15 protein-coding genes and 1 tRNA gene are annotated in these 17098 nt (G+C 31.3%); 3 read left to right on the top strand and 13 right to left on the bottom strand.

What is annotated here, in order from left to right:
- Positions 1-99: 99 nt before the first annotated feature.
- The 4 genes from MJQ71_RS05115 to rsmI all read right to left on the bottom strand — a co-directional run bounded on the left by MJQ71_RS05115 (position 100) and on the right by rsmI (position 4761).
- On the bottom strand, positions 100-2187 hold the full coding sequence (locus MJQ71_RS05115) for a VWA domain-containing protein (protein WP_238805123.1): 2088 nt from the start codon (positions 2185-2187) through the stop codon (positions 100-102).
- 152 nt (positions 2188-2339) lie between these two features.
- Complete coding sequence (fabG, locus tag MJQ71_RS05110) at positions 2340-3086, bottom strand: 3-oxoacyl-[acyl-carrier-protein] reductase (RefSeq protein ID WP_238805121.1); 747 nt, start codon at positions 3084-3086, stop codon at positions 2340-2342.
- Between the two features lie 69 nt (positions 3087-3155).
- Positions 3156-4076: a sterol desaturase family protein gene (locus MJQ71_RS05105; protein WP_238805119.1), complete on the bottom strand. Its 921-nt coding sequence runs from the start codon at positions 4074-4076 to the stop codon at positions 3156-3158.
- 16 nt (positions 4077-4092) lie between these two features.
- Complete coding sequence (gene rsmI, locus MJQ71_RS05100) at positions 4093-4761, bottom strand: 16S rRNA (cytidine(1402)-2'-O)-methyltransferase (protein WP_238806405.1); 669 nt, start codon at positions 4759-4761, stop codon at positions 4093-4095.
- A gap of 247 nt (positions 4762-5008) precedes the next feature.
- Here rsmI and MJQ71_RS20875 point away from each other — a divergent pair, with 247 nt between their 5' ends.
- Entirely contained in the window at positions 5009-5143 is a 135-nt protein-coding gene (locus MJQ71_RS20875; protein ID WP_015031034.1) for a hypothetical protein, read from the top strand.
- A 203-nt stretch (positions 5144-5346) separates the two neighbouring features.
- Positions 5347-5487: a hypothetical protein gene (locus MJQ71_RS05095; protein ID WP_238805117.1), complete on the top strand. Its 141-nt coding sequence runs from the start codon at positions 5347-5349 to the stop codon at positions 5485-5487.
- A gap of 93 nt (positions 5488-5580) precedes the next feature.
- On the opposite strand, the gene MJQ71_RS05090 is transcribed toward MJQ71_RS05095, so the two are convergent.
- From MJQ71_RS05090 to MJQ71_RS05050, 9 genes are all read right to left on the bottom strand, one after another.
- Complete coding sequence (locus tag MJQ71_RS05090) at positions 5581-6726, bottom strand: trans-sulfuration enzyme family protein (protein WP_238805115.1); 1146 nt, start codon at positions 6724-6726, stop codon at positions 5581-5583.
- Between the two features lie 80 nt (positions 6727-6806).
- Positions 6807-8102, bottom strand: coding sequence for an APC family permease (locus MJQ71_RS05085; protein ID WP_238805113.1), 1296 nt, complete (start codon positions 8100-8102; stop codon positions 6807-6809).
- 298 nt (positions 8103-8400) lie between these two features.
- On the bottom strand, positions 8401-8634 hold the full coding sequence (locus tag MJQ71_RS05080; protein WP_238805111.1) for a 4a-hydroxytetrahydrobiopterin dehydratase: 234 nt from the start codon (positions 8632-8634) through the stop codon (positions 8401-8403).
- 75 nt (positions 8635-8709) lie between these two features.
- Positions 8710-8794, bottom strand: a tRNA-Ser gene (locus MJQ71_RS05075).
- Positions 8795-8995: 201 nt separating this feature from the next.
- The gene (locus MJQ71_RS05070) at positions 8996-9793 is read right to left on the bottom strand and encodes a class I SAM-dependent methyltransferase (RefSeq protein WP_238805109.1); all 798 of its coding nucleotides are present in this window, start codon (positions 9791-9793) and stop codon (positions 8996-8998) included.
- Between the two features lie 30 nt (positions 9794-9823).
- Complete coding sequence (locus tag MJQ71_RS05065) at positions 9824-10714, bottom strand: glycosyltransferase family 2 protein (RefSeq protein WP_238805106.1); 891 nt, start codon at positions 10712-10714, stop codon at positions 9824-9826.
- Positions 10715-10742: 28 nt separating this feature from the next.
- The gene (locus tag MJQ71_RS05060; protein ID WP_238805104.1) at positions 10743-11804 is read right to left on the bottom strand and encodes a DegT/DnrJ/EryC1/StrS family aminotransferase; all 1062 of its coding nucleotides are present in this window, start codon (positions 11802-11804) and stop codon (positions 10743-10745) included.
- Positions 11805-11860: 56 nt separating this feature from the next.
- Complete coding sequence (locus MJQ71_RS05055) at positions 11861-14815, bottom strand: PD-(D/E)XK nuclease family protein (protein ID WP_238805102.1); 2955 nt, start codon at positions 14813-14815, stop codon at positions 11861-11863.
- A 112-nt stretch (positions 14816-14927) separates the two neighbouring features.
- A complete protein-coding gene (locus MJQ71_RS05050; protein WP_238805100.1) occupies positions 14928-16241 on the bottom strand; it encodes a cryptochrome/photolyase family protein in 1314 nt (437 codons plus the stop codon).
- A 115-nt stretch (positions 16242-16356) separates the two neighbouring features.
- Between MJQ71_RS05050 and MJQ71_RS05045 the strand changes: the two genes are divergently transcribed.
- Positions 16357-17076: a hypothetical protein gene (locus MJQ71_RS05045; protein ID WP_238805098.1), complete on the top strand. Its 720-nt coding sequence runs from the start codon at positions 16357-16359 to the stop codon at positions 17074-17076.
- Positions 17077-17098: the final 22 nt, after the last annotated feature.

Below are 17098 nucleotides of genomic sequence, written 5' to 3'. Positions count from 1 at the left end.
AAAATTAGGGTAAATTAAACCATCGTTAAACATAAATAACGATTTTGTGATAACTGGTAAGTAATGAAATATTTTGGTAAATGTTAGATTGATGATATTTTAATAACTTCCAAGATATTTACGAACACTCCATTCAATAGTAACTAAAGTCAGCAGCACAAAGAAAACCCATTTAAGATTTATAAATTCGTTCATTTCTTCGATGCTTGATACTTTATCTGGTGCTTTATTTGAAGACAAGAAATCTTCTAATTTTTCAAGTTGACTAGCAACAAAAAACTTTCCATTATTTTGTATAGCCAAAGTTCGTAACATATTAAAGTCAGCAGTTGTATTTAGGTTTTCTAAATCAGTATTACGAACAATAAATTGACCGTCTGCTAACTCACTTTTCCCCAATACCTGCGTAGTTGCTTTGTATTTATAAACACCTTCAGTTAAACCAGTAATCTCAAAACGACTATTTTCTTTGTTTGTAGTATAGTTATAAGACCTGTTTTTGCCTTTTTCGTCAGTAATATCAAGTTTTATTGACTGATTGTAAATTCGCTCATAAATATCATTATAGGCTTCGTTTTCAAAAATAACTTTCTCATCAACAGAAAAATCTGGTGAAATCGGATAAACCCTCAATTTTCGTTTATCATCTTTTACTGAGATTAATTGTAGAGTTTTCATGATTATTTCATCAACAATCTCCTGTTTTTCAGTTAATGAAAACTCTTCTAACCTCCACAACCAAAGTCCCTCCCCAGCTAAAACAGCAGATTTACGAGCTGTTGTTGTATTTGCTATGAGTAGCGGTTTAGGCGTAACTAGTGAGCCGATTCTTTGATATAAAATGGTTTCGCTACCAACCGTTGGACGATAATCTCCAAAAGGTGCTAAAATTGGTGGCAACCTATCCAATAAGCTAAGTTTATCACTATCAAGATTAAATAAATTGAAATTATTATTAAACTTCGCTGTTATTTTATCAGCTTTCCCTGCTTGTGAAGCAATTGAAAGTGTTTGTTGCATACCATTAAAACTCGTGATATTAGTTTGATTTCCCAGAACAAACAAAGTAGGTTTTCCTTGAGCCAAAAGACGACTCACAACATTGGCACTCATTCCAGACATATCAGGCAATTGGTGTAAAATCAAAACATCGAAGGGTTGAGAACCAATCTGACTTAAATCATCACTTTGGATAATTTTTACAGTTAACTCGTATAAATCATTTTTTTCTATGATACTTTTTAAAGCTTTTATGTCTGGATGTGGCGTAAGAGCAACTAATAATACTTTCTCTTTCCCATCAACAACATCAATATAAGCATCTTTTACATTATTTTTAATCGAATATTCTGTATTTAAAGCTGAAACCTCGATTGTATAACGTTGCATTCCTTTTTGTTGAGCAGTTACATAAAAAGTTACATACTTCAGATCTTCTTGTTTATCAAAGCTAACTATTTGTTTATCAAGAATATTACCAGCTTGTTTTAATAAAACAGTTGTTGTTTTTCCTTGAAAGCCAAAACTGGAAATTTCTGCTTGCACGGGAAATTTATTACTCAAATATGCGATTCGATTTGCATAAATGGCATTTAGTTTAACGTCTCTTTTTTGAATTGTATCTCCTAATCCAATCGTATGAACATTAAAATTATACTTTCCATAAGTTGGCGAAATACCTTCATTGGCGATTCCATCAGATATTAAAACTACATCCGTTAGATTTCTTCCTTCATAATTAGATTTAATATTTGCCAACATTTGGGATAAATCTGACTTCTTTTCTGAAAATTTAATCCCGCTAATATCCTGACTACCAATACTTTCATTAAGATTTTGTATTTCAACGCTTACACCTTTTGCTTCAATAGATTCTTTTAATTGTTGTAAATTTTTCTTTAAAGATGCTATTTTTTCTTGCCCAACATGAGTTATCGACGAAGAATTATCAACAGCTAGCACAACCGTAGGTTTTTCGATGGAAGTTTTATTATTTCGTAATAACGGGTTTATCAACAAAAAAGCTAATACGCTCACCAAAATCCCCCTAATTATTGCCAAAATTCGATTTTGCAAACTAGAAAAAATCTTTTTATTTTGATAAAGTATAAAAGCATAAATCCCTCCAGCCAGCAAGCATAGTAAAATAAACCAAGGTGAAGATTGAAAAATTAGTTCTGATTTCATTAATAATATCTATTAGTCAATTAGCGACGTTCGTAACTCAATGTAATAACAATTTTGGGTGTTCAAATATTCTGCCAAGATACAAAAAAATGTCGTCAAGGTGAAGAAAACTTCTTCTTGACGACATTCTAAAATAATATAGAAACATTCGATTACATCAACATTCCGCCATCCACTTGAAGTACTTGTCCAGTAATATATTTTGACATGTCTGAGCCTAAGAAAACGCACGCATTTGCCACATCATCGCCTTGTCCTGCACGTTTCAAAGGAATATTTTTCAACCAATCTTCGAGAGCTTTTTCATTCAGTTCACTAGTCATTTCTGTTTCGATAAACCCTGGAGCAATTGCATTTGAACGAATATTTCTTGACCCTAGTTCTTTCGCAACTGATTTAGTAAAACCAATAATACCAGCTTTTGATGCTGAGTAATTAGCTTGTCCAGCATTACCCATTAAACCAACTACCGACGTCATATTGATAATTGAGCCACTTTTTGCTCTCATCATTGGTTTTGTAGCCGCTTTAGTAAGGTTAAAAACCGATTTTAAATTTACTCTTATTACTTCATCCCATTGTTCTTCAGACATTCTCATTAATAGCGTGTCTCGAGTAATGCCCGCATTATTAACTAATATATCCAAAGAACCGAAGTCAGCTACAACATCTACAACCAATTGTTCAGCAGCAGCATAATCTGAAGCATCAGAACGATAACCTTTAGCTTTGATTCCATAAGCCGCAAGTTCAGCTTCAAGAGCTTGGCCTTTCTCAATGCTAGATAAATATGTAAAAGCGATATTTGCACCTCGTTCGGCAAATTTCTTAGCAATTTCACGTCCAATACCACGTGATGCCCCTGTAACTAAAGCTACTTTGTTTTGTAATAAAGTCATTATTAAGGTATTATAAAATTCTGAAATAAGGCTCAAAAATAATGGTTAATTGTATGATTTTACAGTATTTTATTCAATTTTTTGTTTTTCTAGTTCTATCCTCATTTGTTTACTAGTTTTGGTACTACCATCTGGAGACCATCCTGGAGGCATGAATAACAATTTGAATTTGGTTGATAATTTTGATGGTTTAAGCAAATCTGCCCATAAATCTATCCAAGCATGAAATACTATATTTATTGCATTTCTATTTTCTAAAGGATATGTCAAACCATATTTTATCGGCAAATCATCTATTTCTTCTTGAAAAGTTCCAAAAATTCTATCCCAAATTGAAAGACACATTCCCATATTTTTGTCCAAATATTCTATATTAGACGCATGATGAACACGGTGCTGAGAAGGCGTAATAAATACGTATTCTAAGAACATAAAAGGCATTTTACGAAGTTTTGGAACATAACTTGTATGAACTAGAATACCATAAATTTGTGTTATCGAATACATCACAGCCATATCGGCCACTTTAAAGCCAAACAAAGAAAGTGGTATAAAATAAATAAAACGATACAACGGTTGAAAAACTGATGACCGAAAACCAACAGTTAAATTGAACTCTTCAGATGAATGATGTGTAACATGAGCTGCCCAGAAAAAACGCGTATAGTGGTCTACCACATGAAGCACATAGTAAACAAAATCTTCGGCTAAAAACAATAAAAACCAATATAAAATAGGATTTTGAATTTCAACAAAATGAAATTGATATACCCAAGCCAAAACGCCCCAAGTTAAGCCCCTTGATAACAAATCTAATCCACCATTCAGAATCATTAAATATAGATTCGTAATCGTATCTTTTATGGTATAATAATGTCGATGCTGATAATTACTCAATAGAATTTCACCAACTATAAGTATTGTATATAATGGTGTTGTTGTAATAATTATTAACTGCTCTAATGTTAAATTTTTGATTGTTTCAAACATAAAAAACTTATTATTTTTATTCTTTACCAGCAACTACTATAACTATTTCACCTTTTACTGTACGATTTGTAAAACTAGCGATAATTTCAGGCAGTGTACCTCGCACATTCTCTTCGTAGATTTTAGTAATTTCTCTAGAAACGCAAGCCTGACGTTCAGCTCCGAAATACTCAACAAATTGCTCAAGAGTTTTGACTAATCTAAACGGAGATTCATAAAAAATCATTGTTCTTTCTTCCTCAACTAAAGCTTTTAGACGAGTTTGACGGCCTTTCTTGACAGGCAGAAAACCTTCAAAAATGAATCTATCACATGGTAAACCTGAATTTACCAACGCTGGCACAAAAGCTGTTGCCCCAGGCAAACATTCAACTTCTACCCCATTACGAAGACATTCTCTCACTAATAAAAACCCTGGGTCAGATATTGCAGGTGTTCCAGCATCTGAAACTAATACAATTTTATCGCCTTTTTTTATTCTTTCTATTACTTTACCAAGCGTTTGATGCTCGTTAAAGGCATGATGGCTTTGTAAAGGTTTGGATATTTCAAGATGTTTTAACAAAAATCCTGTATTACGAGTATCTTCTGCTAAAATCAAATCTGCGGCTTTTAAAACGTTGATTGCACGCAGTGTAATATCTTCTAAATTGCCTATTGGCGTTGGAACTAATACAAGTTTCACAGTATTTTTTTCCACAAAATTACAACTTTTAAGCTAATTAGCACAAAAATCGAGTAAATTATCCTTTCTAAGATTGTTAAATATGTTGAAAACTCAATCAATTTTCAGAATTTAATACCACTAGATAAAAATATGAATTTAATAGTTATATAATTTTCAAAATTTTCTGAAAATACTTGACATATAAAATTTTATTTTCTACTTTTGATTAAATTATTTCCTTAATCCTAATAAATCCCATAAAGCCATGTTATTAGCAGCTCTAGCTCTCGCCATTGGAGGAATCATGATGACTAAAGTCCGTGAAACCGAAGAATTGTATGCTCCAAAAGGTTACTTAGTTAACTTGCAGTCTCGCCCTCGAAATGTTTATTACTATTAGTAAGAAAAAAAAGTCTCAATCTTTTTGAAAATTTTGTGGTAAATCAATTCTTTTTAAAAAGAATTAATACTTTTTTTGAAAATATTTAGGTTATTTTTTCAGATTGTATGATAAAAAAATCTGAAAATGAATACTTGATTTTTTCTTGGCATTGTATTTATTAAAGTAATTAACAAATATTACACCATAAAACGTGCAAAACTATGTTATTACTTACAATTGCCTCACTTGCTATCGGTGGTCTATTAATGACCCGTATGAACGACGAGAAAGAGTTATATGCTCCAAAAGGATATTTGGTAAGCTTACAAGCTCGTCCTCGTAATGTTTATTCATGGTATTAAGAATACATGCTGTATTTCTACAATAATTACATAAGAAATTATGTGTCCATGAATCTTTTTTGTAAATTTTTGAATGATTTATAGCTTTATTAGTTATAAAAAAGCTAAACTTAGCTCTAAATCTTCCAAAAGTATGTCCGCTTCCTCTAAACCGATATAAAATCGGACCATGTTTACTTGTGGGTCATTTTCTGATACAAATGCACATTTAGGCATTATTAAAGATTCATGTCCACCCCACGATACAGCAATTAAAAAGTTTTGTAAAGTTTCGCAAAATTTCTTTATTGCTGAAGCATCTCTATTTTTCAAAGCAAGCGTAAACATCCCCATTGGCATCTTCATTTGCTCAAGGGCAAGTGCTTTTTGCGGATTATCGTCGTTAAAAGGATACCAAATTCTTTCAATTTTGGGTGATTTTTTTAAAAAATCCAAGATTTTCACTGTACTTTCTGAAGATTGTTTTAATCTGATAGGCAATGTTCTTAGACTGCGAAGCATCAGCCAAGCATTTTGAGGAGCAAGTACATTTCCAAATGTCATAAATTCATTATGAAAGATTTGTGTTATTTTTTCTTTTGACCCACAAATTGCTCCAGCTACCACATCACTATGCCCATTATAGTATTTTGTTGCAGAGTAAATTACCAAATCAATACCAAAATCAATTGGTTTTTGGCATAAAGCAGTACAATAACTATTATCAATAATTGTTGTTATTCCTCTTTTTTTTGCAAAATTAGCAATTTTAGCCAAATCTTGAAGTTCAAAAGTCCATGAGTTTGGTGATTCGAGATATATGAGCTTTGTTTCTGGCTTACAAGCATTTACAAAATTTTCAAATATGGTTCCATCAACAAATGTCGTATGAACATTAAATCTAGGTAGAATTTTAGTCATTAAATGGCTCGCCCATGTGTACGGATTTTTCACACTAATTATATGATCTCCTGCATTTACTTGCGAAATTACGGAATTACTTATTGCAGCTGCTCCACTTCCAACCATCAAACAGTCTTGTGCACCTTCTAAAGCGGCCATTTTCTGACATAACATGTTTACCGTAGGGTTATTACCTCTTGTATAAATATGCTCATCTTTTTCATTCTGTATTGCGAATGTAAATTCATCTACAGTAGGATAGGCAAAATTACTGGTTTGAATAATTGGCGGTGCAACGGCATGGAAATACTTTTCTCTATCTTCCGCTAGTTGATTAATTATATACGATTGATTCATATTTACAATTTCTATAAATTGGACATAAAACACTCACTATTAAGCATTTAATGATTATTTTAAAATTTAAATTTACAATTTCATTCCATTTTTCTCCTAAAATACTGGTATAATATTGAGCCTATTCCTAAAAAAGAAATGCCTGCCAATGCTTGTTGAGGCTTTTCTAAAAGTGTATTGGAAATGATAAAAAAACACATTGCTATAAATACTATTGCGGCAAGTTTACCAAAAAAAGTTTTTTCCTTAATTAATTTAAAATAGGCTGCAGCTGTTAATAAAAAAAATGCTGTATCAACAAAAACAACGTAGGTAATAAGATTTGAAAAAGTTTTCCAAAAAATCAACAGTATTATTGTCCAAATAGATTGAAAGATAATTGCCCAAAATGGCGTTCTATACTTGGGATGGACTTCGGCAAACTTTTTAAAGAAAAGTTTATCATCAGCCATTGCAAAATATATTCTTGGAGCTGTCAATATATAAATTCCGATAGTTCCTAAAACCGATAAAATGATTAAAAATGAAATAAATTTACCTCCTAAGGCCCAAACGGTACTGATAGCATCAGAAGCAACACTATTTGAATTTGCAATTTCTAATATAGAAATTAATTTTAGATAAGCAAAATTAATGGTTAAATAAGCAAGACAAACAATTAGAATCCCCAAAATTAAGGCTTTGGGAACAATTTTACTGGCATTTTTAACTTCCGCAGCAATAAAAGTTGCGTGTTGATAACCACCATAAGAGAAAGAAACACCAATTAATGCAAGTCCAAATGCAGGAATTATTGATAAATTATTCGTATTTTCTGAGAAAACTGTATTTGTAAAATTTATATTTGAATTTGTTCCAAAGAATATCCCAATGAAAACTACACTAAATATACCTAATAACTTTGCAGATGTAAAAATACTAGCAAATATACTTCCCAATTTTACTCCTAAAATATTCATTATTGTCAAGATTGTAATTGCTCCAATTGCAATAACTAATTCTATATTTTCAGAAATTGAAAAAAAAACCTTTAAATATGATGTAAAAACTAAACTTAATGCAGCAAGCGAACCCGTATTGATTACCATTAGCATTGACCAACCATAAAGAAATGCAGGCAAATCACCAAATGCTTCTTTGATAAAAACATAAAAACCTCCGACTTTGGTAAATTGAGCCGATATTTTAGCAAATGTTAATGCACCGAATAAGGCTATAATCCCTCCAATTACCCAAACTGAAAGCATTAATCCTTCGCTTGGTAAATATCTAGCAATTTCAGAAGGCGTACGAAAAATACCTGAACCAATACTTGAGCCAATAGCAATCATTGTTAGACTGTAAAGACTAATTTGTTTTTTTAGCAGATTTGACATAAAATGAAAATATTGGCAAAATAAACAATTTGAAATCAACTATTATAGTTTTTTTTTATACGATTATCCTACTTTTGAGTACTTGAGAATTAAATATATTGACCCAAGTATAAGGAAGATGGCAAATATTCAATTCTCAGGCGTTTTATAATTAGATTTTCATAGCATTTTATAGCATTTTCGTATAAAATAATCCTTAAATTAGGCATTTAAAGCCTAAATAAAAACCAATTAAAATCATAACTTACTGATTATCAACATGTTATATACAACAGTGGATAACAAATTTTGATCAACATTAACTTATTAATTTATCTATTGCGAGAGCCAAATTTCTGTCTTTAATAGAAATTTTATTTCCTATTTCATGTGTCGTCAATTCAATATTAACTGTATTCCAAACATTTGACCAGTTAGGATGATGTGCATGCTGCTCTGCTAACATTGCAACACGAGTCATAAATGCGAATGCTTCTGAGAAGTCTTTAAACTTAAATGTTTTAGTAAGTTTGTCATTTTGTTCTTGCCACATGAGAGATGAAGAGTAAAGTAAGGATATATAGGTAAATATACAAAAAAAGCCGAATCTTTCGATTCGGCTTTAATGCAGAGAGAGAGGGATTCGAACCCCCGGACCTGTAACAGTCAACGGTTTTCAAGACCGCCGCATTCGACCACTCTGCCATCTCTCTGTGTTGGTCTCTGCCTGATTGAGGATACAAAGATACGGGTAAAAATTCTTTTTGTCAATAGTAAATAGAAATATTTTTGACTTTTTTTTCAATGAAAAAGGGCATTAAATGTAACTATTTCATTATCAATGAGTTGTCTAAATAAAAATATTTTAAGCAAAAAATTACATTTAAAAGAGAGACATTTTAACAAATGCTATTTTATTGTAAAACTTTAAAAGGTAATTTAATTGATTTATTCTTTTGCATAACCATAAAAAGTGAACTACCAAAAAAACCTTTATTTAATATCCTCTCTTCAACCTTTACTAGCTTATAAAAAAACTGATTCACAATTGGATTCGGAACAACAACATCGGATTTTATCTTTGCCAAATCAATTAACTTAAATTTTAATTGAAATCGTTGAAGTAATCTAACTAGTAAAATCAACGGCGACAGCATCCAGCTCCAGTATGAATAATAAACAATTTTTAATGAGAGTGGTTTGAATATTTCCTTAAAATCAGATAAAGAAAATCGTTGCTTACCTCCTACAGCAATATCATGTGTTCCAAAAAAAACATTAAACGCATTATTATTACTTATCAAAATACCATCTAGTTTTAATAAACTTTCAAAAGTTAAAAAGATAGTTTCAATCGTTGAATTTTCAAATTGATAAACTACATCATCATTAATGATTACATCAAAAGTTTCATTCTCAAAAACAGAATCAAAATCTGTTATATCAATTTGTTGAACATTTAGGTTTCTTTCTTTACAAAACTTAACGGCATCTTCTGAATAATCAAAACCTTGAATATTATGATACCCATTTTTTATTAGAAAACTCATTAATCCTCCTGTACCACAACCAGCATCGAGGACACTTATTTGAGTATCTTCTCCAAATTTCTTTTGAATTTCTGTTAATACTTTTTCGTGTAAAATCTTATACCACCAAAGTTTTTCTTCGGCTTCATACATCATTCGGTATTCCTCGTAATTAATCAGCATATCTGAAAGTAAAATAAATCAATGATAAAATCATTTTTCAACATACTGTGGCGTTTGATTTTGAGAAAGAAATGATTTTGAAATATATTCGCCAATAACTCCTAATGATGTGAGTTGAATTCCACCAAAAAATATAAACATCGATAATCTCCAATCAGGAATAAAATTAAACATATAAAGAAAAAGTAATAATATTGATAACAATACAAGTGTAATCCCTAGTGTTAAAATTATTCTTACTGGCAAAAGAGAATATCCAAATAGGATTGTCATAAAAAGGGTTATTAACCTTTTTAATGTATAATTAGATTCTCCTTCCATGCGTTCACTATGCTGAACTTGTGTCTTCCCAATATTATTGGTCACTCTAAAAATCAATGCGTCAATATATGGATATGGCCCTTTGTACTTAATTATCTCTTTAACAACTTCTTGTTTTATTAATTTGAAACTTGATAAATATAAATCAGCCGGTTTTTGTAAAAGTGATGTTGTTAATCGATTTACGAGCCAACTTCCAAAGTTCCTAAAAATTGAATGTTTCTTCTTAACATAATAACTGTAAACAACATCATAATTTTTCTCTTGAGATTTTTCTAACAATTTTAAAATTTCTGAAGGAGGGTTCTGAAAATCATCATCAATAATTACTACAAAAGCACCTTCTGTATGATTCAATCCGCACATTACTGCATTGAACTCGCCAAAATTTTTTCTGAGAGAATAAAATTTCACTTTAGTACTTCTTTTAGCAATTTCAAGACAAGCTTTTTCAGAATCATCAGGACTTCCATCATTTACCAAAACGATTTCAAAATCATAATCACTCAACTCTAACTCTAAATTTTCAACCAATTTTGCTATCGTTTTGGCTCCTTTATAAACTGGTATTACAACCGAAAGTAATTTTGATGAATCCATTGATAATAATAAGTAAAATTAAGTGAGTTTAATACAAATTGATTTTTTCAATTATGTAGTCAACTTGAAAATCAGTCAAAGCGATATTTAAAGGGATACTCACAACTTCATTATGAATTTTTTCTGAGATGGGAAATGACCGATTATTCCATTCTCTATAAGCTTGCTGTTTATGAGGAGGAATTGGATAATGAACATCTGTTCCTATTCCGTTACTTGATAAATATTGTCTAAACTCCTCACGATTACTAACCCTAACAACAAATAAATGCCAAGCATCTTCTTCAACTGTTTGATTAGTTGGTAGCACTATTTTTTTGTTTGTTATTTCGGATAAAAACCTTTTTGCGATTCTTTGGCGAAATTTATTTTCAATATCAAGATTTAGAATTTTCACATTTAATATTGCAGCTTGTAATTCATCCAATCGACTATTCAATCCTTGATAGTCGAAAATATACTTTTCTCCAGAACCATAATTTCGTAATGATTTGATTTTTTCCGCCAGTATATCATCATTGGTCGTAATTGCACCAGCATCACCCATTGCTCCTAGATTTTTTGTAGGATAAAAACTAAAGCCAGCACCATCAGATAAATTTCCTGCTTTGCGACCCCGATAAAATGCTCCATGTGATTGTGCAGCATCTTCAAATATTTTCAAATCATATTTCTGAGCAATCTTTGAAATTGACTCCATTTCGCAACACTTCCCATATAGATGAACAACTAAGATTGCCTTGGTTTTTTTTGAAATTTTTTCTTCAATTTTATTTGGGTCAATCAGAAAAGTATCTTCATTGGGTTCAACTAAAATCGGTTTTAATCCAGCTAAAGAAATTGCTAAGATACTTGCAATGTAAGTATTTGATGGCACGATAATTTCTGAATCTGCCGGAAAGTCAGACGCTTTTAGTAGCAGCACTAAAGCATCGAGGCCATTGGCAACACCAATACAGTGTTTTGTTTCGCAGTATTTTGCAAAAGAAGTTTCAAATTTTTTCACTTCCGCCCCCAATACAAACCAACCAGAAGCCACACTTTTTTTAATAGCTTCATTAATTGATTTTTCATAAGGTTGGTTTATCAACTTAAGATTAAGAAATGGGATATTACTCAAAGCAAAATAGTTTTTAAATTAAATTTTTATCTACCACAAATACCTTTGAAATCACACCATTCACAGATTTTCAAATCAGAAGATTGTGTAAATGGCACTTCAGGATTCAACATTTCAGAAACTGTATTAGTCAGAATTTCTTCAGATTTATCAATGAAACCAAAAATATTTGAATTTTCTTCAAAGTTCAAATTTACTTCTAATTTTTCTTTTAAATTGCGGAATGAATAAATTTTAGCTTTTACTTCATGATTTTCTAATTTTTCACCTCTCAAAAAAAGGCCATTCGTATCGGTCATTGATTTAAGCATAAGATACTGATACAACCATAGCTGTCTAAGTTTTTCTTTACTAGGATCTAGCAACGACTCTTCTAAAGTCTGGTCTTTCGATTTTTCCAAATCTTTTCCAATTACCTTTCCAGTTTTATAATCAATTACTTTAAGTGTTTGCCCTTCTCTTTCAATCCTATCAATCCGACCTGCAATTTTTATTTTTTGTATTTTACCTAAAATAGTTTTCTCAAAACTAACAGATATTAATTGTTCCGCTTCTAAAACCTCCATTGGAAAGCTTTGTGTTTCCTTTTGATTCTCAAAAAAATCTATCAACAATTGTTCTGCGACTTGTTTGAGTAAATAGTTCATTCCTGATTCTACAACAAAACCACCAAAATTTTCAAGGTAAACATCATCAAGATGTTGCTCTAATTCAGAAATTATTGTATCAATAGTTTCTTTAGTAATAATCGGCCCAAAATCTTTATCAATTTTTTCAAGCGTATTATGAATCCATGTTCCAAAAATATCGGCTCCGAAATTTTCATCAATCTCTTCTCTTTTAGAGATTTTTGCAACTTTATCAAAATAGAATTGCAATGAACATTTAAGATATGTACTTAGAGATGTCGGATAAATACCTTTTTCAGCAATTAACTTACTAATATTTAATAAAATATCATCTGTTTTAAAAATCTCAATTTTGCTGATTTGTTCACTATCATTATCTTTTGTAAATTCTATTTTAGGATATGATAATTTTATGTTTTTATTTTCTTTGATTAGTTCATTCTCAATTTGTAGAATAAAACGACTTTTTTCACTTCCGCCACCGCTAACACCTTCTCCATTCGGAATAACATACAAGATATCAATTTCTTTAGCACGCTGCAAAAGTCTAAAAAAATGATACGACATTACTGCATCTTGGTCAGAATGAACAGGCAAATTGTATTCGATACAAGCATCAAATGGAATTAGGGAATTTACATGTTTTCCAGAAGGTAAAATTCCCTCATTAACAGATAATATAATTACTCGTTCAAAATCTAGGCAACGAGTTTCAAGCATTCCCATAATTTGCAGATTTGAAATCGGTTCTCCACTAAAAGGAATCCTCTCCTGTTTTATCAATTCATACAGAAAATGTTTGAAACTTTTGAGGTTAAGTTCTTTATTCTGAAATAGTATTTTTTCAAGACGGTGTAAAATCGTTAAAAACAAATACAAGTATTCTGTCTCAATTGCATCATTCGATTCTCGATAAATATTCCGCAATTCATCAATCAAATCATAAAAGGATAATAGTGCTTTTTGAGTGTTATCGCCCCAACGAGAAAATAATATTCTGAAGATTGGTTCATTTTCGCCAAGCTCTAACATTTCATCTTGACTTAAATAAACTGTATTTCTTCTTAAAATTTCTTGTAAGGTTTTTCTAAAAATCGTTCGATTACTTTCTTTACCTTCTTCAACAATTGTTGGATATTTGATTTGTTCATATCTCCTAATAAAGGGATGATTCAAAACTTTGAAGATATGACGATGACTAAATTTAGGCATTTTGAAAGTTCCGCCATCTTTAGTTTTGAACTCTGCAATATTCTGCTGCAACTCAAAAATGGCATCAATCAAGGTAAAAAGCATTGACCCTTTCAATGAAAGCCCCATTGTGATATTAAAATCACTGATGTGTTCATCAAGAGAATACATGACTGGTTGTAACAAATTTTCATCAGCCAACACAATGACGGTTTGAATATCAGGATTTATAGTAACTGCCTCACCATAAATATGTCCCGCAATTTTAGCTTGTAAGGTTGCATTCTCTACCCCAATGATTCGCATCTTTTTTTCACCTGTCAGTAAATCATTAGTCTGCCGGTTCCATTTTCCAAACCTACCACTATTTTTATATTCTCGCAAAAGTACACCTGCTTTATGGTTAAACTTCTGACTCATAAAATAAGAATCAGCATCCCAAAGCGTTTCTGCACGATTAGTTTTTACAAGCGTTTCAATAATTTTTTCTTCAGCTGCACTCAACGCATTGAATCCAACAAAATAGAACTTTTCAAAGATTATTGTTTCTGAATCATTTTCAACCAAAAATGTTTTTATTGATTCTGCTAAATGTCGATAGGCCATTCCGCGATATGATAAACCTTTCTCATTTAGGGATTTATGCAGGTCTTCGTACACATGATAAATATTTTCAAATAACTTAAAGTATTTATCAGTCGATTGTGTTATTTCAAGTTCTGGTTTTCCTGAGTCCAAAAGTTCTAAATTCCAGCGAGCAAGTGCTTTTGCCTCACTCATATACTCAAAAATTGATTTTGGATTTTCAACTAAATATTGGTCAATGGTATCAAAGTCACGGAGAAGCGTTGGAGCCCAAGAGATAAATCTATCAAATTTTACTTCGGGGTCATATTTCTTGAAGATTTCATATAATTCAAACAATAAGCTTACGGCATCTATTTGATTTACGCCAGACATTCGCATCACAAAATCATCAATTGCAAGGACCTCAGGAGCAATAAACGGTACCTCTGAAAATTTGGCCAAATATTGTTTAAAATAGAAAACCGCCCGACGGCTTGGTAAAACCACACAAATATTTTTGAGTTGTGTTGATTTAGAATCACTGTCTTGATGTTTATCAAAAATATATCTAGCAGATTTGTTGAGAAAAGACATTTTTTCAGTGGACAGTTTTCAGAAAATTGAGTTCTTCTTCAAAAATACACACTATCCACTGAAGTACCAAGTTGTACCAATAGTTTAACTATTTTACGGTACTTTTTGATTTTCACTTTTTTTCCAAAGCTTTTTTATAAGCATTCAAAACTCTTTCACGAGCAAAAGCATGGTCAACAATTGGTTTTGGATAATCAAAGCTATTAAGTTCTGGAATCCATTTTTTTATATATTTAAGTTCAGGGTCAAATTTCTGAGTTTGTGCAGTTGGATTAAATATTCGGAAATAGGGTGCTGCATCACAGCCACTACTTGATGCCCACTGCCAACCACCATTATTTGCAGAAAAATCAAAGTCAATTAATTTTTCTGCAAAATAGGCTTCTCCCCATCTCCAATCAATTAGCAAATGTTTGATAAGAAAACTAGCAGTAATCATTCTAACTCGATTGTGCATAAAGCCTGTTGCATTAAGTTCTCGCATTCCAGCATCAACAATAGGATAACCTGTTTTTCCTTCACACCATTTTCCAAATTCAATCTCATTATTTCGCCAAATAATATTATCATATTCTTTTCTGAAAGATTTACCTTCACTAATGTGTGGAAAATGAAAAAGAATATTCATATAAAAATCTCTCCAAATTAATTCATTCAACCACTTTTCATTTAGCTTAACTCCTACTTGTGCTAATTTTCTGACACTAATAGTTCCAAAACGAAGATGAACACTTAAACGGCTTGTCCCTAAAATTGAAGGAAAATCTCGTACTTCATCATAATTATGAATCAGTTGTTCGCTAATATCTTTTTTAGGAAACTGAAATCCAGTCAATTCAAATCCAATATCTTCCAAAGCAGGTAATGGATAAGGATTGGTTTTGATAAAGTTATGAAAATAAGCTTCGTTTGGATATGATTTTAAATAAAAATCGTTCAATGTTTCTTTCCACTTTCTACTGTATGGTGTAAAAACTGTGTAAGGCGTACCTGCACCGCTTAGAATTTCTTTCTTTTCAAAAATAACTTGGTCTTTAAAAGTATAAAAAGCTATACCTTTAGCATTGAGCATCGCTCCTATCGCTTGGTCACGCTCGATTGCATATTTTTCATAATCATGATTTGTATAAACTTCTGCAATATCAAACTCTGAAAATATTTTTTGCCAAATATCTGTCGGATTTCCATATTTCACAAATAAAGAACTCCCAAAAGCAACTAACTTTGTTTGAATGTCATCCAATGCTTGATGAATAAATTCGACTCTTTGGTCTTTTTTATTTTCAAGCATATCCAAAATATTAGTATCAAAAATAAAAATAGGTAAAACTTTATAACCACTTTTGAGTGCATGATAAAGCCCTGCATTATCATCTAGTCTTAGGTCTCGGCGGTACCAGAAAATTGCAATTTTTTCTTTCATCATTATTTATCTCGTATTTATTAACTTCATCAATATTTTATAGAAACAATAGAATAAAAACTTTACTTTTGGGTTAATTGTTTGTCTAAACCTTAAATACATTTAAACTCACAAAACAATGAAAAAAATATTTGTTACAATTTTTTCAATGCTCACACTTGGAGCATTTGCACAAAACACTCCATCTGCCGATGCTATCATTGATAAATATTTGACTGCTATAGGTGGCAAAGATGCCATTGCAAAAATTCAAGATTTAACAATCAACAGCACAAGTGAAACCCAGCGTGGCACATCAGAAACCGAAATTAAATTCAAATTTCCTGACCGCTATTCAATGTCGGTTTATATGAATGGTAATGAAGTGATGGGGGCAATTTATGATGGAAACAAATTGAAAAATGGTGGTTTCATGGGAGGTAATCGACCTCCGCTTGAAGGAAAAGATGCTCAAATGACAGCCATGAGAAGCAATCCATTTTCAGAATTATTGTATGATAAAATGGGAATCATAAAAACGGTGATTGGAATAGAAAAAGTTGGCGAAAAAGATGCTTATAAATTAGAGCTATCCACTAGTGATGGCAAAAAATGGAATGATTTTTACGATGTTGAATCAGGATTAAAAGTTAAAACTTTTTCAGTTGCCGAAACTCCAAGAGGAAAATTTGAAAATACGGTTTCGTATCTGAACTACAAAAAATTCAAAGGAGTTGAAGTAATGTTCCCTTCTCAAACAAAAAGAAGTGGTGGACAAATGGGCGAAATTGTTTCGGATGTTCAATCAATAAAAGTAAATAAAGGGTTAAAAGATTCAGAATTTGTTATCAAAGAATAACATTTTTAATGACAGGAGCAGG

The sequence above is a fragment of the Emticicia aquatica genome, from assembly GCF_923079645.1.
Classification (GTDB): domain Bacteria; phylum Bacteroidota; class Bacteroidia; order Cytophagales; family Spirosomataceae; genus Emticicia; species Emticicia aquatica.
Note: the sequence above shows the minus strand (reverse complement) of the source record. Positions and strands in the feature narration are given on the sequence as shown.

Excerpts from the sequence above, each read along its gene's own strand:
- MJQ71_RS05115 (WP_238805123.1), bottom strand. The coding sequence starts at position 2,187 with ATGAAATCAGAACTAATTTTTCAATCTTCACCTTGGTTTATTTTACTA.
- MJQ71_RS05070 (WP_238805109.1), bottom strand. The coding sequence starts at position 9,793 with ATGCTGATTAATTACGAGGAATACCGAATGATGTATGAAGCCGAAGAA.
- MJQ71_RS05045 (WP_238805098.1), top strand. The coding sequence starts at position 16,357 with ATGAAAAAAATATTTGTTACAATTTTTTCAATGCTCACACTTGGAGCA.
- MJQ71_RS05065 (WP_238805106.1), bottom strand. The coding sequence starts at position 10,714 with ATGGATTCATCAAAATTACTTTCGGTTGTAATACCAGTTTATAAAGGA.
- MJQ71_RS05105 (WP_238805119.1), bottom strand. The coding sequence starts at position 4,076 with ATGTTTGAAACAATCAAAAATTTAACATTAGAGCAGTTAATAATTATT.
- MJQ71_RS05095 (WP_238805117.1), top strand. The coding sequence starts at position 5,347 with ATGTTATTACTTACAATTGCCTCACTTGCTATCGGTGGTCTATTAATG.
- fabG (WP_238805121.1), bottom strand. The coding sequence starts at position 3,086 with ATGACTTTATTACAAAACAAAGTAGCTTTAGTTACAGGGGCATCACGT.
- MJQ71_RS05055 (WP_238805102.1), bottom strand. The coding sequence starts at position 14,815 with ATGTCTTTTCTCAACAAATCTGCTAGATATATTTTTGATAAACATCAA.
- MJQ71_RS05080 (WP_238805111.1), bottom strand. The coding sequence starts at position 8,634 with ATGTGGCAAGAACAAAATGACAAACTTACTAAAACATTTAAGTTTAAA.
- MJQ71_RS05090 (WP_238805115.1), bottom strand. The coding sequence starts at position 6,726 with ATGAATCAATCGTATATAATTAATCAACTAGCGGAAGATAGAGAAAAG.
- MJQ71_RS05050 (WP_238805100.1), bottom strand. The coding sequence starts at position 16,241 with ATGATGAAAGAAAAAATTGCAATTTTCTGGTACCGCCGAGACCTAAGA.
- MJQ71_RS05085 (WP_238805113.1), bottom strand. The coding sequence starts at position 8,102 with ATGTCAAATCTGCTAAAAAAACAAATTAGTCTTTACAGTCTAACAATG.
- MJQ71_RS20875 (WP_015031034.1), top strand. The coding sequence starts at position 5,009 with ATGTTATTAGCAGCTCTAGCTCTCGCCATTGGAGGAATCATGATGACT.